The 17,236-nt window shown below is 62.2% G+C and carries 16 protein-coding genes and 1 pseudogene; 6 read left to right on the forward strand and 11 right to left on the reverse strand.

Features of this window, described 5'->3' with window-relative positions; all coding sequences use genetic code 11:
• Position 1: 1 nt before the first annotated feature.
• From BFQ01_RS00210 to ctlX, 5 genes are all read right to left on the reverse strand, one after another.
• Positions 2-715 carry an ABC transporter permease gene (locus BFQ01_RS00210; RefSeq protein WP_065923793.1) on the reverse strand — a complete coding sequence of 238 codons (714 nt, stop codon included), beginning with the start codon at positions 713-715 and terminating at the stop codon, positions 2-4.
• Entirely contained in the window at positions 712-1,413 is a 702-nt protein-coding gene (locus BFQ01_RS00215; protein WP_027606180.1) for an ABC transporter permease, read from the reverse strand. The genes BFQ01_RS00210 and BFQ01_RS00215 overlap by 4 nt, the downstream gene beginning before the upstream one ends.
• 137 nt (positions 1,414-1,550) lie before the next feature.
• Positions 1,551-2,330 carry an ABC transporter substrate-binding protein gene (locus BFQ01_RS00220; RefSeq protein ID WP_065923794.1) on the reverse strand — a complete coding sequence of 260 codons (780 nt, stop codon included), beginning with the start codon at positions 2,328-2,330 and terminating at the stop codon, positions 1,551-1,553.
• 257 nt (positions 2,331-2,587) lie between these two features.
• Positions 2,588-3,634 (reverse strand): ornithine cyclodeaminase, encoded by a 1,047-nt coding sequence (locus BFQ01_RS00225; protein WP_065923795.1) that lies wholly within the window; start codon positions 3,632-3,634, stop codon positions 2,588-2,590.
• 11 nt (positions 3,635-3,645) lie between these two features.
• Positions 3,646-4,572, reverse strand: a complete 927-nt coding sequence (gene ctlX / locus BFQ01_RS00230) for a citrulline utilization hydrolase CtlX (RefSeq protein WP_065923796.1) — start codon at positions 4,570-4,572, stop codon at positions 3,646-3,648.
• Between the two features lie 288 nt (positions 4,573-4,860).
• Here ctlX and BFQ01_RS31045 point away from each other — a divergent pair, with 288 nt between their 5' ends.
• Positions 4,861-5,754, forward strand: coding sequence for a GNAT family acetyltransferase (locus BFQ01_RS31045; protein WP_083244829.1), 894 nt, complete (start codon positions 4,861-4,863; stop codon positions 5,752-5,754).
• A 62-nt stretch (positions 5,755-5,816) separates the two neighbouring features.
• Here the strand turns inward: BFQ01_RS31045 and BFQ01_RS00240 are convergent, their stop codons facing one another.
• The gene (locus tag BFQ01_RS00240; protein ID WP_065923797.1) at positions 5,817-6,836 is read right to left on the reverse strand and encodes a branched-chain amino acid aminotransferase; all 1,020 of its coding nucleotides are present in this window, start codon (positions 6,834-6,836) and stop codon (positions 5,817-5,819) included.
• Between the two features lie 103 nt (positions 6,837-6,939).
• Here BFQ01_RS00240 and BFQ01_RS32765 point away from each other — a divergent pair.
• Positions 6,940-7,026, forward strand: a pseudogene (locus BFQ01_RS32765) (outer membrane lipoprotein carrier protein LolA); the annotation flags it as partial.
• A gap of 12 nt (positions 7,027-7,038) precedes the next feature.
• Here BFQ01_RS32765 and lpdA read toward each other — a convergent pair.
• From lpdA to BFQ01_RS00260, 4 genes are read right to left on the reverse strand one after another with little or no spacing between them, the layout of a single operon-like run.
• On the reverse strand, positions 7,039-8,418 hold the full coding sequence (gene lpdA / locus BFQ01_RS00245; protein ID WP_065923798.1) for a dihydrolipoyl dehydrogenase: 1,380 nt from the start codon (positions 8,416-8,418) through the stop codon (positions 7,039-7,041).
• A 4-nt stretch (positions 8,419-8,422) separates the two neighbouring features.
• Positions 8,423-9,679: a dihydrolipoamide acetyltransferase family protein gene (locus tag BFQ01_RS00250; protein WP_065923799.1), complete on the reverse strand. Its 1,257-nt coding sequence runs from the start codon at positions 9,677-9,679 to the stop codon at positions 8,423-8,425.
• Positions 9,680-10,738: an alpha-ketoacid dehydrogenase subunit beta gene (locus BFQ01_RS00255; protein ID WP_065884833.1), complete on the reverse strand. Its 1,059-nt coding sequence runs from the start codon at positions 10,736-10,738 to the stop codon at positions 9,680-9,682.
• A 1-nt stretch (position 10,739) separates the two neighbouring features.
• Positions 10,740-11,975 (reverse strand): 3-methyl-2-oxobutanoate dehydrogenase (2-methylpropanoyl-transferring) subunit alpha, encoded by a 1,236-nt coding sequence (locus BFQ01_RS00260; protein ID WP_065923800.1) that lies wholly within the window; start codon positions 11,973-11,975, stop codon positions 10,740-10,742.
• A 195-nt stretch (positions 11,976-12,170) separates the two neighbouring features.
• Between BFQ01_RS00260 and BFQ01_RS00265 the strand changes: the two genes are divergently transcribed.
• Together BFQ01_RS00265 and BFQ01_RS00270 are read left to right on the forward strand one after the other, a co-directional pair.
• On the forward strand, positions 12,171-12,653 hold the full coding sequence (locus BFQ01_RS00265; protein WP_027606189.1) for an Lrp/AsnC family transcriptional regulator: 483 nt from the start codon (positions 12,171-12,173) through the stop codon (positions 12,651-12,653).
• 184 nt (positions 12,654-12,837) lie between these two features.
• Positions 12,838-14,457 (forward strand): methyl-accepting chemotaxis protein, encoded by a 1,620-nt coding sequence (locus BFQ01_RS00270; protein WP_370671239.1) that lies wholly within the window; start codon positions 12,838-12,840, stop codon positions 14,455-14,457.
• A gap of 58 nt (positions 14,458-14,515) precedes the next feature.
• Here BFQ01_RS00270 and BFQ01_RS00275 read toward each other — a convergent pair whose 3' ends face one another.
• Positions 14,516-15,379 (reverse strand): MBL fold metallo-hydrolase, encoded by an 864-nt coding sequence (locus BFQ01_RS00275; RefSeq protein ID WP_065923801.1) that lies wholly within the window; start codon positions 15,377-15,379, stop codon positions 14,516-14,518.
• Positions 15,380-15,473: 94 nt separating this feature from the next.
• Here BFQ01_RS00275 and BFQ01_RS00280 point away from each other — a divergent pair, with 94 nt between their 5' ends.
• Together BFQ01_RS00280 and BFQ01_RS00285 are read left to right on the forward strand one after the other, a co-directional pair.
• Positions 15,474-15,809, forward strand: coding sequence for an ArsR/SmtB family transcription factor (locus BFQ01_RS00280; protein WP_017527038.1), 336 nt, complete (start codon positions 15,474-15,476; stop codon positions 15,807-15,809).
• Positions 15,810-15,860: 51 nt separating this feature from the next.
• Entirely contained in the window at positions 15,861-17,105 is a 1,245-nt protein-coding gene (locus BFQ01_RS00285; RefSeq protein ID WP_065923802.1) for an NAD(P)/FAD-dependent oxidoreductase, read from the forward strand.
• Positions 17,106-17,236 lie beyond the last annotated feature (131 nt).

Here is a 17,236-nt window from a genome sequence, read left to right on the forward strand (position 1 = left end):
GTTAGCCTCGGGTAGGAACAAGAAAACGCATCCAGCGACGTTCGGCCAGTCGGAACAGGCCCACCAGTGCAAAGGACAGCAGCATGTAGAGCAGGGCGGCGATGCCGAAGGCCTGGAACGTCAGGAACGTCTCGGCATTGGCATCGCGCGCCACCTTGAGGATGTCGGCGACGGTGGCGGTAAACGCCAGCGACGTGGCGTGCAGCATCAGGATCATTTCATTGCTGTAGGCCGGCAGCGCGCGGCGCAGTGCGGCAGGCACCACCACAAACAGGTTGAGGCGCCAGCCGTGCAGGCCATAGGCGCGGGCCGCTTCGAGTTCGCCGTGGGGAATGTTGCGGATCGCCCCGGCGAAGATTTCCACGGTGTAGGCGCAGGTGTTGAGCACAAAGGCCAGGAGGGTGCAGTTGAGGGCATTGCGGAAAAACTGGTTGAGCAGGGCGTTGTCCTGCACCACCTCCAGGCTGTACAGCCCGGTGTAGCAGATCAACAGTTGGATATACAACGGCGTGCCGCGGAACAGGTAGGTGTAGACCTCCACCGGCCAGCGCAGCCAGAAGTGTTCCGACACGCGGGCCAGCGCCAGGGGGATCGAGAGGAAAAAACCCAGCACCACCGAGATAATGAACAGCCACAAGGTCATGGCAACGCCGGACAACCCGGTGCCATCGCTGAACAGGTAGGCCAGGCCGTATTGCTGGAACAGTTCGATCATCGCGCCATCCCCTTGATGCCGAGGTTGTAGCGCCGTTCGAGGCGCTTGAAGATGCGGTTGGAGAGGGTGGTGATCACCAGGTACACCAGGCCCGCGAGGATCAGGAAGTACAACGGCTCGTTGGTGGTCTTGCCGGCGTTCTGCGCGGCCTTGACCAGGTCCGACAGGCCGATGATCGACACCAGCGCCGTGGACTTGAGCAGCACCAGCCAGTTATTGCCCAGGCCCGGCAGGGCAAAGCGCATCAGCTGCGGGAACAGCACCAGGTGAAAACGCTGCCAGCGGCTCAGGCCGTAGGCGGTGGCGGCTTCGAGTTGGCCGACCGGCACACTGAGGATCGCGCCACGGAAGTTCTCGGTGAAATACGCGCCGTAGATAAACCCCAGGGTGATGACCCCAGCGGTAAACGGGTCGATTTCAAAGTAGTCCCAGCCGAACACTTCGCTCAGGTCGTTGAGCCACAGTTGCAGGCTGTAGAAAATCAGCAGGATCAGCACCAGGTCCGGCACGCTGCGGATCAGCGTGGTGTACAGCGTGGCCGGCACCCGCAGCCATTGGGCGCTGGAAAGTTTGGCGCCGGCGGCGATCAGGCCCAGGGCGAGGCTCAGGGCCAGCGCCAGGAGCGCCAGCTTGACCGTCATCCAGGCACCCTGGGCGAGCATCGGGCCGTAGCCTTGCAGGTTGAGGAGTTCGTTCATGGGGAGATCTCTAAAGGGCGCAGACATACCCCTGTGGGAGGGGGCTTGCTCCCGATGAGGGCGTGCCAGTCGACACCTGTATTGACTGACCCACCGCTATCGGGAGCAAGCCCCTTCCCACAAGGGATTGTGTTGGCTTATTCGTTGTAGATGTCTTGATCGCCGAAGTATTTCTTCTGGATCTGTGCGTAGGTGCCATCGGCCTGGACGGCGGCGATGCCCTTGTTGATCAGCGCACGCAAGTCCTGGTCGTTCTTGCGCAGGCCCATGGCGATGTCCAGGGGCAGGGTCGGGTCCTTGAAGGCCGGGCCGGTCTTGAAGTCGGCGCCTTCAGGCTTGGACAGGAAGTTGAGCTGGGCTTCGAGCTTGTCGGTCAGGGTAGCGTCGAGACGGCCGTTCTGCAGGTCGGCGTAGTTCTGTTCCTGGGACTGGTACGCCTTGATCTGCGCGCCCAGCCTGGCCAGGTGTGCACGGGCATAAGCTTCCTGCAACGAACCTTGCAGCACGCCGACCTGTTTGCCTTTCAACGATTCCGGGGTGCCGCCGAAGTCGGCGTTTTTGCGCGTGATCACCGACGTGGGGCTGAGGAACAGGCGGTCGGTGAAGTCGATGACTTTCTCGCGCGCCGGGGTTACAGCCATGGACGACATGATCGCGTCGAACTTGCGCGCGCGCAGGGCCGGGATCATGCCGTCGAATTCGTTGTGCACCCAGGTGCATTTGACCTCGAGCTTGGCGCAGATCGCGTTGCCCAACTCGATATCGAAGCCTTGCAGGCTGCCGTCGGCGGCCACGGATTCAAACGGGGGGTACTCGGGGAATACGCCGAAGCGGATTTCTTTCCAATCCTGGGCGTGGGCGGCGCTGGCGCACAGTGGCAACAGCAACGCAGCGAAGAGTGATCGCAGTGGAGTCATGTGTCGGTCCCTATATTTTGTAATTGATGTCAGGGCAGTAAAAAGGGTGCAGCGTGCATGCATTCGGTGACGCTTTGGTCGGGCTCAGAATGCTTCATGATGGTGCGTTTTTTGTGTCGTTTACCCCGCGCTCAAAGCGCAAATTGCGCTGTTAAAACACGTAATGCAGCGGAATCGGCTGTAGCACCCTATGAATCGGCTTTTCAGTCCTGGAAATCCGGCCTGCCCTTGGCGCAAAGGGGCATGCCAGAGCGGTCTCAGGCGCGCTTTTTGTGCTGTGCACGAGGCTGTTGGGCCAGGCGTGCGAACAAGTCCTTGGGGTCGGCCAGGTCCGGCACCAGTTCCAGTTCGCTGCCGACATCCAGGGCCTTGGCCACGTCCAGCACATAGCGCAGGGCCGAGTAGTCTTCGATGGCAAAGCCCACCGAGTCGAACAGGGTGACCTGGCGCTCATGCTCGCGGCCGGCGACCTGGCCGTTGATGACCTGCCACAACTCGGTCACCGGCGAGTCTTCCGGCATGTGCTGGATTTCACCTTCGATGCGGCTTTGCGGTTCGTACTCGACGATCACACGGGCGCGCTCGACGATGCGGCGGTCCAGTTCGGTCTTGCCCGGGCAGTCGCCGCCCACGGCGTTGAGGTGCATGCCGGGCTCGATCATGTCGTCGGTGAGGATGGTCGCGTAGGCCTTGTCGGCGGTGACGGTGGTGACGATGTCCGCGCCTTTGACCGCTTCGGCCACGCTGCCGGCCAGGATCACCTTGATTGCCGGGAACGCCTTGAGGTTGGCTGCCAGCTTGGCGGTGGCCTTGGCGTCGATGTCGAACAGGCGGATCTCGTTGATGCCGAGCATGGCGTGGAAGGCCAGGGCCTGGAATTCGCTCTGGGAGCCGTTGCCGATCAACGCCATGCTGCGGCTGTTGGCGCGGGCCAGGTAGCGGGCCACCAGGGCCGACGTGGCGGCGGTACGAATGGCAGTGGTCAGGGTCATTTCCGCCAGCAGCACCGGTTTGCCGGTGTCGACGTCACCGAGGGCACCAAAGGCCATTACGGTGAGCATGCCGGCCAAGGTGTTCTTCGGGTGGCCGTTGACGTACTTGAAGGCGTACAGCGAGGCGTCGGACACCGGCATCAACTCGATCACGCCATCCGGCGAGTGGTTGGCCAGGCGTGCGCATTTCTCAAAGTCCTGCCAGCGCAGGTAGTCGGCGCGGATGTACTCGGCCATCTCGGTGATGCAGGTGTGCAGGCCTTTTTGCGAAACCAGATAGCTGAGGTCGTTGACGTCGATATAGCGGGTCATGGCAAGACTCCTTATTGAAATGAGGGACGGGCGGGCAGATGCACTTCTGCCAGCATGCAGCGGGCACTGCCGCCGCCGATGCGTTCGATGTTGTCGATGTTCACCACCACCGGCCGGGTGTGGCGCTCCACATGCCGGCGCTGGGCCGGTTGCAGCGCGCCCCAGGCACTGGCAGACATCGCCAGCAGCGGCTGGCCGTCGCGGTCGTGGACTTCGAGCATGTTGCCGGCGAAGGCTTCGAGCTGGTCGAAGTCGAGGCCGAGGATGTCTTTGCCGGTGTCGCGCAGCGAGCGTTCCAGGGCCTGGCGTTCGTCGGCGTCGGGCAGCGCTTGCAGGCACACCACCGAGAGGTCGCGGCCGACGCTCATCATCACGTTGCTGTGGTAGATCGGTGCGTGGTGGCGGTCGACGGCGTGGAAGACGCAGAGCCGGTAGTCGAGGCGTTCGGCAAACTGGCGCAGCGCGTCGTGGTGGGTGCGCCCGGAGTGACAGGCGTAGCTGATGCGGTGCTGGCGGTCGAGCACCATGCTGCCGGTGCCTTCGAGGAAGATGTTCTGTTGTTCGAGGTGGCTGAGGTCGATGGTGTCCTTGATCGCAAAGCGCTGCTCCAGCACTTGCAGCACGCCTTTGTTACGTTCCAGTCGGCGGTTCTGGCCTTCCATCGGGTACAGCACCAGGCTGCCGTCGGCGTGGCTGCTCCACCAGTTGTTGGGGAAGATCGAGTCGGGTGTGTGGGGCGCCGGAGTGTCTTGCACCACCAGCACTTCCACGCCGTGCCGGCGCAGGGTGTCGACATAGCCGTCGAACTCTTCCAGCGCTTTCTGCTGTGCACTGAGCGGGTCGAGGGGTGGGCGTTGGAAACGGTTGTTGATCGCGGTATCCGGGTTGAAGGCAAAGCGCGCCGGGCGAATCATCAGGACGGTGTTGGTGGTTTGCATGGGTGCACGAATCCATGGGGTTGAGCAGTGGGGCTATTTTGTTCGCTGTGGCAGGGGAATCCCGGCTGAAACCAAGGGGCGGCTCAGCCGGGAAAGCTGAAAAGGGGGGTGAGGCAGCCGAATCGGCGGTGGGAGCTGGAGCGCGGTCAAAATGTGGGAGGGTGGCTTGCCCCCGATTGCGGTATATCAGTCACTCAATCCATCAACTGGCACACCGCCATCGGGAGCAAGCCCCCTCCCACATTGGTACAGTGGCCACTGTAATAACGCCGTCAGCCAGGAGGAATCATGTCTACCGTCGTACGTCTTGCCCAATCCGACGATGCCGAAGGGATCAGCCAGGTCATCCTGGCGGCCTTGCACAGCAGCAATGCGCGGGACTATCCGGCGGATGTGATTGCCCGGGTGGCCAGCAACTTCACCCCGGACGCGGTGCTCGACCTGCTCAAGCGCCGTGTGGTGCTGGTGGCGGTCCAGGACCGGGTGATCGTCGCCACGGCGGCCCTGGATGCCAATGTGGTGCGTTCGGTGTTCGTCAACCCGACGCTGCAAGGGCAGGGCATTGGCCGGTTGCTGATGATTGAAATCGAACTGCGGGCGCGGGAAGCGGGGGTGACGACGCTGAGTGTGCCGTCCTCGCTGACCGCCGAGCCGTTCTACACCAAGCTGGGTTTTCACACGGTACGTGACGTCTACCACGGCAATGAGCGCACGTTGGTGATGGAGAAAGCGCTGTTGTCGCGCCATCCCATCGGTCCGTATCGCGACCGCCAGCACCATGGGCAAGTGGTGGCGTTATGGCAGGAGGCGTTTGGGTATGACACGGCGCATAACCTGCCGACCCTGACGATCGATAAGAAACTGGCGGTCAATGACGGGCTGTTTTTTGTGGCGACGGACAAAAAGACTGTTATCGGGACGGTGCTTGCCGGCTACGACGGTCATCGCGGCTGGTTGTACTCGGTGGCCGTGCACCCGGGCTATCGGCGTCATGGCCTCGGTTCCTCGCTGGTGCGGCATGCGGAACAGGTACTGACGGCCCTGGGCTGCATGAAGATCAACCTGCAGATCACCGGTGGCAATGAGGCGGTGGTGGGGTTCTATGAGGCGCTGGGGTATGGGGTGGAGCCGAGGATCAGCATGGGCAAGAAGATTGACGAGAATATCCCGAAAGAATCTTGAATACACCGGAGAGCAAATGTGGGAGGGGGCCCCCTCCCACAGGGTTTTGCGGTGTTACTGGCTTAGACTTTTACGATCCAACCCGCTGGCGCTTCGACGTCGCCGGTTTGCACGCCGGTCAGCTCTTTGTAGAGCTTCTGGGTGATCGGGCCGACTTCGGTCTCGCTGTGGAACACATGCAACTGGCCGTTGTACTGGATACCGCCGATCGGCGAGATCACTGCCGCAGTCCCGCAGGCACCGGCTTCCTTGAACTGATCCAGCTTGTCGATAAATACCTCGCCTTCGACCACTTCCAGGCCCAGGCGGGTCTGGGCCAGTTCGATCAGCGACAGGCGGGTGATGCCTGGCAGCACCGAAGGTGACTTCGGTGTGATGAACTGGTTGTCGTGGGTGATCCCGAAGAAGTTGGCCGAGCCGACTTCTTCGATTTTCGAGTGGGTCATCGGGTCCAGGTAGATCGCATCGGCGAAACCGGATTTCTTCGCTTCCGAGCCCGGCATCAGGCTGGCGGCGTAGTTGCCACCGACCTTGGCGGCACCGGTGCCCTGTGGCGCGGCGCGGTCGAAGGTCGAGATCTGGAAGTTGTGGGGCACCAGGCCGCCCTTGAAGTAGGCGCCGACCGGGATGCAGAACACCGAGAAGATGAACTCCGGCGCGGTGCGCACGCCGATGTTGTCACCGGTGCCGATCACGAACGGGCGCAGGTACAGCGCGCCGCCGCTGCCGTACGGCGGGATGAACCGCTCGTTGGCCTTGACCACTTGCTTGCACGCGTCGATGAACGCGTCGGTCGGGACGTGCGGCATCAGCAGGCGGGCGCAGCTGCGCTGCATGCGCGCGGCGTTCTGGTCCGGGCGGAACAGGTTGATCGAACCGTCCTTGCAGCGATAGGCCTTGAGACCTTCGAAACACTGCTGGCCGTAGTGCAGGGCGGTCGAGCCCTCGCTGATGTGCAGCACGTTGTCGTCGGTCAGGGTGCCGGCTTGCCATTCGCCGTTTTTCCAGACTTGGAGAAACCGCTTGTCGGTCTTGATGTAGTCAAAACCCAGCTTGTCCCAATTGATGCTTTCGTTACCCATGACACCCTCTATCTTTGGTCAAGTCGGTTTTTTTCTGAATGGGCGCAACAATACTTCATTCGCAGGCCCATTCGCATCCCCCGCGTCCCTTGTAGGAGCGAGCTTGCTCGCGAAAATCGTCAACGATAACGCGTCAAACCAGAATGAACGCGGCGCCCTCAGGTTCTTCGCGAGCAAGCTCGCTCCTACAGGGGGTGTTTATTTACAGGTGCAACGCGTGGCCCAGGGCCCGCAGCGCAGCTTCCTGCACCGCCTCGCCGAGCGTCGGATGGGCGTGGATGGTGCCGGCCACGTCTTCCAGGCGCGCGCCCATTTCCAGGCTCAGGCCGAAGGCGGTGGACAGCTCGGACACGCCGGCGCCGACTGCTTGCCAGCCAACAATCAGGTGATTGTCCCGTCGCGCCACCACCCGCACGAAGCCGGTTTTCGACTCGAGGGTCATCGCGCGGCCGTTGGCGGCAAACGGGAAGCTCGACACGATGCAGTCCAGGCCGGCGGCCTTGGCTTCATCGGGCGTCTTGCCGACCACCACCAGTTCCGGGTCGGTGAAGCACACCGCCGGGATCGCCGCCGGGTTGAATTCGCGGTGTTGACCGCTGATCAGTTCGGCAACCATTTCACCCTGGGCCATCGCTCGGTGGGCGAGCATCGGCTCGCCGCTCAGGTCGCCGATGGCATACACATTGCGCATGCTGGTCTGGCAGCGGCTGTCGATCCTGATCGCCGCGCCGTTCATCTCCAGGTTCAGCGCCTCAAGGTTCCAACCCTGGGTGTTGGGTTTGCGACCAACGGCCACCAACACCTGGTCCGTCGCCAGCGACAACGTGTCGCCATTCGGATCGCGCACTTGCAGGCTGTTGTGCTCGAAACCCGTCACGCTGTGCTTGAGGTACAGCTTCACGCCCAACTGCTTGAGCGATTCGTGCACCGGTTGCGTCAGCTCGGCGTCGTAGGCCGGCAGGATACGATCCTGAGCTTCGACCACACTCACGTCGGCGCCGAGCTTGCGATACGCAATCCCCAGCTCCAGGCCGATGTAGCCTCCGCCCACCACAATCAGGCGCTTGGGCAGGCGGGTTGGCGCCAGGGCTTCGGTGGAGGAGATGATCGGCCCGCCGATCGGCAGCATCGGCAGGTTGACGCTTTTCGATCCGGTGGCCAGCAACAGGTGTTCGCACTGGATGCGCTGGTCGCCGACGTCGACGGTCTTGCCGTCTACCACCTTGGCCCAGCCATGGATCACCTGCACTTTGTGCTTTTTAAGCAGCGCAGCGACACCGGTGGTCAGGCGGTCGACGATGCCGTCTTTCCATTCCACGCTTTTGCGGATGTCCAGGGTCGGCACATCCACCTCGATTCCCAACCGGGAACCCTGGCTGTGGTGCACGGTTTGCTGGAACTGCTCGGCCACGTGAATCAAGGCCTTGGACGGAATGCAGCCGATATTCAGGCAGGTGCCGCCCAACGCCTGGCCTTCCACCAGGATGGCCGGGATGCCCAGCTGGCCGGCACGAATGGCGGCCACATAACCGCCAGGGCCGCCGCCGATAATCAGCAGCGTGGTATGCAATGTCTGGGTCATGCCCTTACTCCAGGAACAGGCTGGCGGGTTGTTCGAGCAGGCCGCGAATGGCCTGGATGAATTGCGCCGCGTCCATGCCATCGACCACGCGGTGATCGAAGGAGCTGGAGAGGTTCATCATCTTGCGGATCACGATCTGGCCCTTGATCACCATCGGCCGCTCGACGATGCGGTTGACGCCGACGATGGCCACCTCCGGCAGGTTCAGCACCGGGGTGCTGACGATGCCGCCCAGGGCGCCCAGGCTGGTCAGAGTAATGCTCGAACCGGACAGTTCATCGCGACTGGCCTTGCCATTGCGCGCGGCGCTGGCCAAGCGCGCGATTTCCTCGGCGTTGCCCCACAGGCTGCGGGCTTCGGCGTGACGCACCACCGGCACCATCAGGCCCATGTCGCTCTGGGTGGCGACGCCCACATGCACCGCGCCGAGGCGGGTGATGACCTGGGCTTCGTCGTCGTAGCGCGCGTTGATCTGCGGGAAATCCCGCAACGCCACGACCATGGCGCGCACGATAAACGGCAGCAACGTCAGCTTGCCGCGCGTGGCGCCGTGCTTCTCGTTGAGGTGCACGCGCAGCTCGTCGAGGGCGGTGACGTCGATCTCTTCCACATAGCTGAAATGCGCGGCACGCCGGGTGGCGTCCTGCATGCGCTGGGCGATCTTGCGGCGCATGCCGATCACCGGGATCTGTTCTTCGTCGTTGCGTTCGGCGTAAGGGTTGGCGGCCGTCGAAGCTTTTGACGCGCCTTGTTGCAGGTAGGCCTCGAGGTCTTCGTGCAGGATCCGCCCGGCTGGGCCGGAGCCCTGCACCAGACGCAGTTGAATCCCGGCATCCAGCGCATGCTTGCGCACGGCGGGGGAAGCCAGGGGGCGTTCGTCGGCCTCGCGGGCCACGGGGGCCTGTGCGGCTGCCACCGGTGCGGGCTTGCTTTCGACCATCGGTGCCGGCTTGGCCTCGACAACGGCAGCCGCTTTCACCGGCTCCGCCACCACGGGCACGTCCTTGGCATTGCCCGCACCTTCTACTTCAATGCTGATCAGGATACTGCCCACCGCCATGACTTCACCCGGCTCGCCGCCGAGGGCAATCACCTTGCCATGGACCGGCGAGGGAATGTCCACCATCGCCTTGTCGGTCATCACATCCGCCAGCACCTGGTCTTCGACGACCATGTCGCCGACCTTCACATGCCACTGCGACAATTCAACTTCCGCGATGCCTTCGCCAATGTCCGGCATCTTGATAACGTGCGTGCCCATTCAGACCTCCATGACCCGTTTCAACGCCGCGCCCACTCGGGACGGGCCTGGGAAATACGCCCACTCCTGCGCGTGCGGGTAGGGGGTGTCCCAACCGGTGACGCGTTCGATCGGCGCTTCCAGGTGGTGGAAGCAATGCTCCTGCACCAGCGCCACCAACTCGGCACCAAAGCCGCAGGTGCGGGTGGCTTCGTGCACCACCACGCAACGGCCGGTCTTCTTCACGGATTTGACGATGGTGTCCAGGTCCAGCGGCCACAGGCTGCGCAGGTCGATGACTTCGGCGTCGATGCCGGTTTCTTCGGCGGCGACCTGCGACACATACACAGTGGTGCCGTAGGTCAGCACAGTGACAGCCGAGCCAGGGCGCACGATGGCGGCCACGTCCAGCGGCACCGTGTAGTAACCGTCCGGCACCTGGGCTTGCGGGTGTTTCGACCACGGTGTTACCGGGCGGTCGTGGTGGCCGTCGAACGGGCCGTTGTACAGGCGTTTAGGTTCAAGGAAGATCACCGGGTCATCGTTTTCGATGGAGGCGATCAGCAGGCCCTTGGCGTCATAGGGATTGGACGGCATCACCGTGCGCAGGCCGCAGACCTGGGTGAACACCGCTTCGATGCTCTGGCTGTGGGTCTGGCCGCCGTAGATGCCGCCGCCGCAGGGCATGCGCATGGTCAAGGGCGCGGTGAACTGGCCGGCCGAGCGATAACGCAGGCGCGCCGCTTCGGAGATGATCTGGTCAGTGGCGGGGTAGACGTAGTCGGCGAACTGGATTTCGGCCACCGGGCGCAGGCCATAGGCACCCATGCCCACGGCCACGCCGATGATGCCGCTTTCCGAGATCGGTGCGTCGAACACCCGCGAGCTGCCGTACTTGGTCTGCAAGCCTTCGGTGCAGCGGAATACACCGCCGAAGTAACCGACGTCCTGGCCGAACACCACCACGTTGTCATCACGTTCAAGCATCACATCCATGGCCGAGCGCAGGGCCTGGATCATGGTCATGGTAGTGGTGGTCATGGCGGTTTCCAATTCGATGCTGTTGTTGTGATCGTTCATGTCAGATCCCCAACTCCTGACGCTGGCGCTTCAAGTGCTCCGGCATCTCTTTATAGACGTCTTCGAACATGGTCGCGGCGCTTGGGATCTGGCCACCGGCCAGGGTGCCGTACTGTTCGGCCTGTTTCTGCGCGGCGATCACCTCGGCTTCCAGTTCGGCACTGACTGCCGCGTGTTCCTCTTCGGACCACTGGCCAATCCTGATCAGGTGCTGCTTGAGGCGGGCAATCGGGTCGCCCAGCGGGAAGTGGCTCCAGTCGTCGGCGGGGCGGTATTTGGACGGATCGTCCGAGGTGGAGTGCGGACCGGCACGGTAGGTGACCCATTCGATCAGGGTTGGGCCGAGGTTGCGGCGCGCACGCTCGGCGGCCCAGGCGGAGGCGGCGTACACCGCGATAAAGTCGTTGCCGTCCACGCGCAGGGAGGCGATGCCGCAGCCGACGCCGCGTCCGGCGAAGGTGGTGGCTTCACCACCGGCGATGGCCTGGAAGGTGGAGATGGCCCACTGGTTGTTGACCACGTTGAGAATCACCGGGGCGCGGTACACGTGGGCGAAGGTGAGGGCGGTGTGGAAGTCGGATTCGGCGGTGGCGCCGTCGCCGATCCAGGCCGAGGCGATCTTGGTATCGCCCTTGATCGCCGAGGCCATGCCCCAGCCCACACCCTGTACGAATTGGGTGGCGAGGTTGCCGGAGATGGTGAAGAAGCCTGCATCCTTGACCGAGTACATGATCGGCAACTGGCGGCCCTTGAGCGGGTCGCGCTCGTTGGACAGCAACTGGCAGATCAGGTCCACCAGCGGCACGTCGCGGGCCATCAGGATGCTTTGCTGGCGGTAGGTGGGGAAGCACATGTCGTCGATGTTCAAGGCCAGGGCCTGGGCGCTGCCGATGGCTTCTTCGCCAAGGCTTTGCATGTAGAACGACATTTTTTTCTGACGCTGGGCGACCACCATGCGGTTGTCGAAGATCCGCGTCTTGAGCATGGCGCGCATGCCTTTGCGCAGGACTTCAACGGGAACCCCTTCGGCCCATGGCCCCAAGGCCTGGCCCTGGTCGTCGAGCACGCGGATCAGGCCCTTGGCCAGGTCGGCGGTGTCGGCGGGTTCTACGTCGATGGCGGGTTTGCGCACGGTGCCTGCGTCGGTCAGGCGCAGGTAGGTAAAGTCGGTCTTGCAGCCTGGGCGGCCCGAGGGTTCGGGAACGTGCAGGCGCAGTGGGGCATACGGCTGATTCATGGCTTTCTACGCTCGATCTTGTGAATTTCTTGTAGTGGGCGCGCTAGCTGACAGTCAGTCTCCGGGTAAGAGAAATCTTGTCCTACAACAATCATAGGCGTGGCGTAGAAGAATATTTATCTGTGTTTTATTGCGCCCGCGATCATTTGCGGATAAAAAACCTGCATAAACATAATAAACAGGTGATTTTGTCTCATGCGCAAACTGGACCGTACCGATATCGGCATTCTCAACGCCCTGCAGGAGAATGCGCGGATTACCAACGCCGACCTGGCCCGCTCGGTCAACCTGTCGCCCACACCTTGTTTCAACCGGGTCAAGGCGATGGAGGAACTGGGCCTGATTCGCGAGCAAGTCACCCTGCTCGACGCCGATTTGCTGGGGCTGCACGTCAACGTGTTTATCCATGTGAGCCTGGAAAAGCAGAACGAGCTGGCGTTGCAGCAGTTCGAAGGCGCGATTTCCGACCGGCCCGAGGTGATGGAGTGCTACTTGATGGCCGGCGACCCGGACTATTTGATCCGGGTGTTGGTGCCGACGATCCAGTCGCTGGAGCGTTTCATGATGGACTTTCTGACCAAGGTGCCGGGTGTCGCCAACATCCGCTCGAGCTTTGCCCTCAAGCAAGTGCGCTACAAGACGGCGCTGCCATTGCCGCCGGGTGGATTAATGGTTTGATCTCAATAGGGGGCTGCACCGCTGATCCTGATAGTTAGCCAAGTAATAATCAGGGCGGGCTTTTTATTTTTGGTTAATGAAAAATTGCATCAGCGGTCACGTATTTTTCACACGAATTTCAACACATTGGCCTCCATCAGGCCGTGAAGTTCGCGGCCCAGGAAAGGGGTAAGCCGCGATGTCCATGAGAGCCTTGAAGTTGAACTTCCGTACCACACTGTGTTTTGGCCTGGTGTGCCTTTTGCTGCTGATACAAGGCGCAATGACCCTGATAAAAGTCGATAAGGTCTATTCGTCGACGGTTGAAATCGAAACTAACTGGCTCCCCAGTATTCGTTTGGCGGGTGAAATAGATTCGGCGTTTTATAAACTTCGTCTCGATCTACGTCGTTATGCCATGGATATCAGCCGCCAGGATCCGGCCTCCCTGGAAAAACTCAAGGCGACCCGTACGGAAGCCCTCGATGTTGCCGAACGCTATGGGCCGTTAGTCTCAGGCCCCGAAGAGCAAGCCAAGTACAACGAAGCATTAGCCAGCATCAAGAACTACAGCCAGAAGATGGACGAATTTCTTGCGCAAGCCTCCACCCTGTCCGCTGAACAGATGTCGACCTACCTGCGCGAAGTCAACGGGCCGATTGCCCTGGATGTGCAGCGTTCCATCAGCGAGTTGATCGCGTTGAATGAACGGGGCTCCAAGGCGGCGGTGCAGGTGGCTTCCAGCGAATATGACGCGGCGCGTCTGTTCACCTGGATATTGATGGCCGCCTCCTTGCTGATCACCGTCGTGGTAGCGAGCCTGTTTACTCGCAGCATCATTACTCCGGTGCGTGAATTGCTGGTATCGACCGGCAAGATCGCCGACGGCGATCTGCGCGTGGCGATTGCCATCAATGGCAATGACGAGTTGACCGCGTTGCAACGGTCCACGGCGTCCATGCAAATGAACCTGAAAAGTACCTTGCAGCACATCTCCGAGGCGTCCGGGCAATTGGCGGCGGCGGCGGAGGAGATGAGCGCCATCACCCGCGAGTCCAGTGCCGGTATTGAACGCCAAAGCATGGAAACCGATCAGGCCGCCACGGCGGTTAACCAAATGACGGCAGCAGTTGAAGAAGTGGCGCGCAATGCGGTGTCAGCGTCCCAGTCCACCCAGGACTCCCAACGCTCGGCCAAAGTGGGCCAGGAGCGTGTGACGCAAACCATCGCCTCCATCGAGAAACTCAGCGCCACGGTGCAGCAGACCGGCGTCGAAGTCGAAGGGCTGGCCAGGCAGGCCCAGGATATTGCCCGGGTGGTTGAAGTGATCCGCTCGATTGCCGAGCAAACCAACCTGCTGGCCTTGAACGCCGCCATTGAAGCCGCCAGGGCAGGGGAGCAGGGCCGGGGCTTTGCGGTGGTGGCCGACGAGGTGCGGGCCCTGGCCCACAGAACGCAGACCTCGACCCAGGAAATCGAGCAGATGATCGCGAAAATCCAGACGTGCTCCAGCGAAGCGGTGTCTTCCATGGCCCTCAACCGCAACGAAGCGGTGGACTCCTTGAAGATTGCCCATGAAGCGGGCCTGGCGATTACTCAGATCACCGAAGCCATTACCGATATCAATGACCGCAACCTGTTGATCGCCACGGCCTCCGAGGAACAGGCCCACGTGGCCCGTTCGGTGGACCAGAACCTGATCAGCATCCGTGATCTTTCCATCCAGAGTTCTTCGGCGGCCGGCCAGACCTCGATCGCCAGCCAGGAACTGTCGAGGCTGGCGGTGGACCTCAAGCAGATCGTGTCGAAATTTGCCGTAGCCTGATCGCACCTGCGCAGCACCCCCGGAGCATGGAATGGCATGGACGCCAGGCAGGACGGCTTTAGAGCTGGTTCAACGGAATCTTCAAGTACACCACCCCGTTCTCCTCCGCTGGCGGCATATGACCGGCCCGCACATTCACCTGGATCGCCGGCAACAACAGCGTGGGCATCCCCAGCCCGGCATCGCGCTGGGTGCGCATCGCCACGAACGCCGCTTCATCCACTCCGTCATGCACATGGATATTGCCCGCGCGCTGCTCCGCCACAGTGGTCAGGCATTTGGCCTCGCGGCCTTCGGGCGGGTAGTCGTGGCACACGTACAGTTGGGTATCGGGGGCAAAGGCCAAGAGCTTGCGCATCGACGCATACAGCTGGCGCGCATCGCCGCCGGGGAAGTCGCAGCGGGCGGTGCCGACATCGGGCATGAACAGGGTGTCGCCCACCAGGATCAAGCGGTCGTCGATCAGGTAGGCCATGTCCGCCGGGGTATGCCCGGGCACGTGCAGGGCCTGGGCCTTGATGGTGCCGATGTGGAAGATTTCATCCGGCGCGAACAGGTGGTCGAACTGCGAGCCATCGACGCGAAACTCCGGCTCCAGGTGGAAAAGATGCTTGAACACGTCCTGCACCTTGCTGATGCTTTGGCCGATGGCGATCTTGCCGCCCAGGGTGCGGCGCAGGTACGGCGCGGCCGACAGGTGGTCGGCATGGGCGTGGGTTTCCAGCAGCCATTGCACCTGCAAGACGTGCTCACGCACAAAGGCAATGACCTTGTCGGCCTGAACGGTGTCGGTGCGCCCGGAGGCCGGGTCGTAGTTGAGCACCGAATCGACGATGGCACACGGGCCGCCGTGCGTTTCATAGACGACGTAGGTGTAGGTCGACGACGCCTCGTCCAGAAAGGAATGAATCAACGCTGACATGACGGCTGCCCCTGATGTTGAAAAAAGTGATTACAATCACTTTACATTTACACATAATGTTTTTAGCTTAAGTGACGCAAAGGACCCGAGGCAAATGGAATCTACTCTGAGTGAAGGCGAAGTCGCCCAGTTGCGCGCGTCGGCGTCCAAGGCCTGTGCCTTGCTCAAGGCACTGGCCAATGAGGATCGTTTGTTGATCCTGTGTCAGTTGACCCAGGGCGAACGCAACGTCGGCGAGCTGGAAACCATGACCGGCGTACGCCAGCCCACGCTGTCACAGCAGTTGGGCATCCTGCGTGACGAAGGGCTGGTCGCCACCCGTCGCGAAGGCAAGTACATCTTCTACGGGCTGGCCAGCCATGAAGTGATCCAAGTGATGAAGACACTGTCCGGTCTTTACTGCGGCGCGGTGATAAAAAGCTGGGCGTGACGCCATACGGCAGCGACCCTTGTGTGCATTGACGATAAAAGGCAATAGACCATGACCGACCAACACTGGGGGCCAACCATCAGTGGCGATATCGTCGTCATCGGCGGCGGTTCGGCAGGCATCGGCCTGCTGGCCAGCCTGCTCAAGCGCGACCCCGACCTCAACATCACCCTTATCGAACCCAGCGATCATCACTGCTACCAGCCGGCCTGGACCCTGGTCGGCGGCGGCGCCTACGACCTGGAAAAGACCCGGCGTCCCCTGGCCGACGTGCTGCCCAATGGCGTCACCTGGGTGCAGGCTGCCGTTACCGAGTTGCTGCCGGATGAGCACACCCTGGTGCTCGACAGCGGCCAGCGCGTCACTTGGAACAACCTGATCGTCTGCCCCGGCCTGCGCCTGGCCTGGGAGAAAGTCGAGGGCCTGGAAGACACGTTGGGCCGCAACGGGGTCACGTCCAACTACAGCTATGAGCACGCCGCGTATACCTGGCAGCTGGTGCAGCAGTTGAAGCGCGGCAAGGCGATCTTTACCCAGCCGGCCATGCCGATCAAATGTGCGGGTGCACCGCAAAAGGCCATGTACCTGTCCTGCGATCACTGGCTCAGGCAGGGCGACCTCAAGCACATCGACGTCGAATTCAACCTGGCCGGCGCGGCGCTGTTCGGCGTGGCGACCTTTGTGCCGCCGTTGATGAAGTACGTGGAGAAATACCATGCGCGCCTGGCGTTCAACGCCAATCTGGTCAAGGTCGATGGCCCGGCGCGCAAGGCCTGGTTCGAGGTGAAGGACGCCGAGGGCAACGTCACGCTGGAGGAAAAAACCTTTGACCTGCTGCACGTGGTGCCGCCGCAAGTCGCGCCGGATTTCATCCGCTACAGCCCGTTGGCCGACGCTGCCGGCTGGTGCGAGGTAAACCCCCACAGCCTGCAACACCTGCGCTACCTGCACATCTTCGGCCTGGGCGATGTGTGCGGCACCCCCAACGCCAAGACCGCCGCCGCCGTGCGCAAGCAAATCGTGGTGGTCGCCGAAAACCTGCTCGCCCTGCGCAAACAGGCGCCGCTGCCGCTCAAGTACGACGGCTACGGTTCGTGCCCGCTGACGGTGGAGAAGGGCAAGGTGGTGCTGGCCGAGTTCGGTTACGGCGGCAAGCTGCTGCCGACCTTTCCCCTCGACCCGACCCGGGCGCGGCGTTCTATGTGGTTCCTCAAAGCCACATTGCTGCCGTGGTTCTACTGGAACGGCATGCTCAAGGGCCGCGAGTGGCTGACCCGTCTGAGCAAGGTGGACTGAATGCTGCTGGCGAGCGTTTTAGGCGTGTTGATGGGCCTGGTCATGGGCCTGACCGGCGCGGGCGGCGGCATCCTCGGGGTGCCGGCGCTGGTGCTGGGGCTGGGCTTGACGATGACCCAGGCCGCGCCGGT

The sequence above is a fragment of the Pseudomonas sp. 8 R 14 genome (assembly GCF_900005955.1).
In the GTDB taxonomy this organism is placed as follows: Bacteria; Pseudomonadota; Gammaproteobacteria; order Pseudomonadales; family Pseudomonadaceae; genus Aquipseudomonas; species Aquipseudomonas marginalis.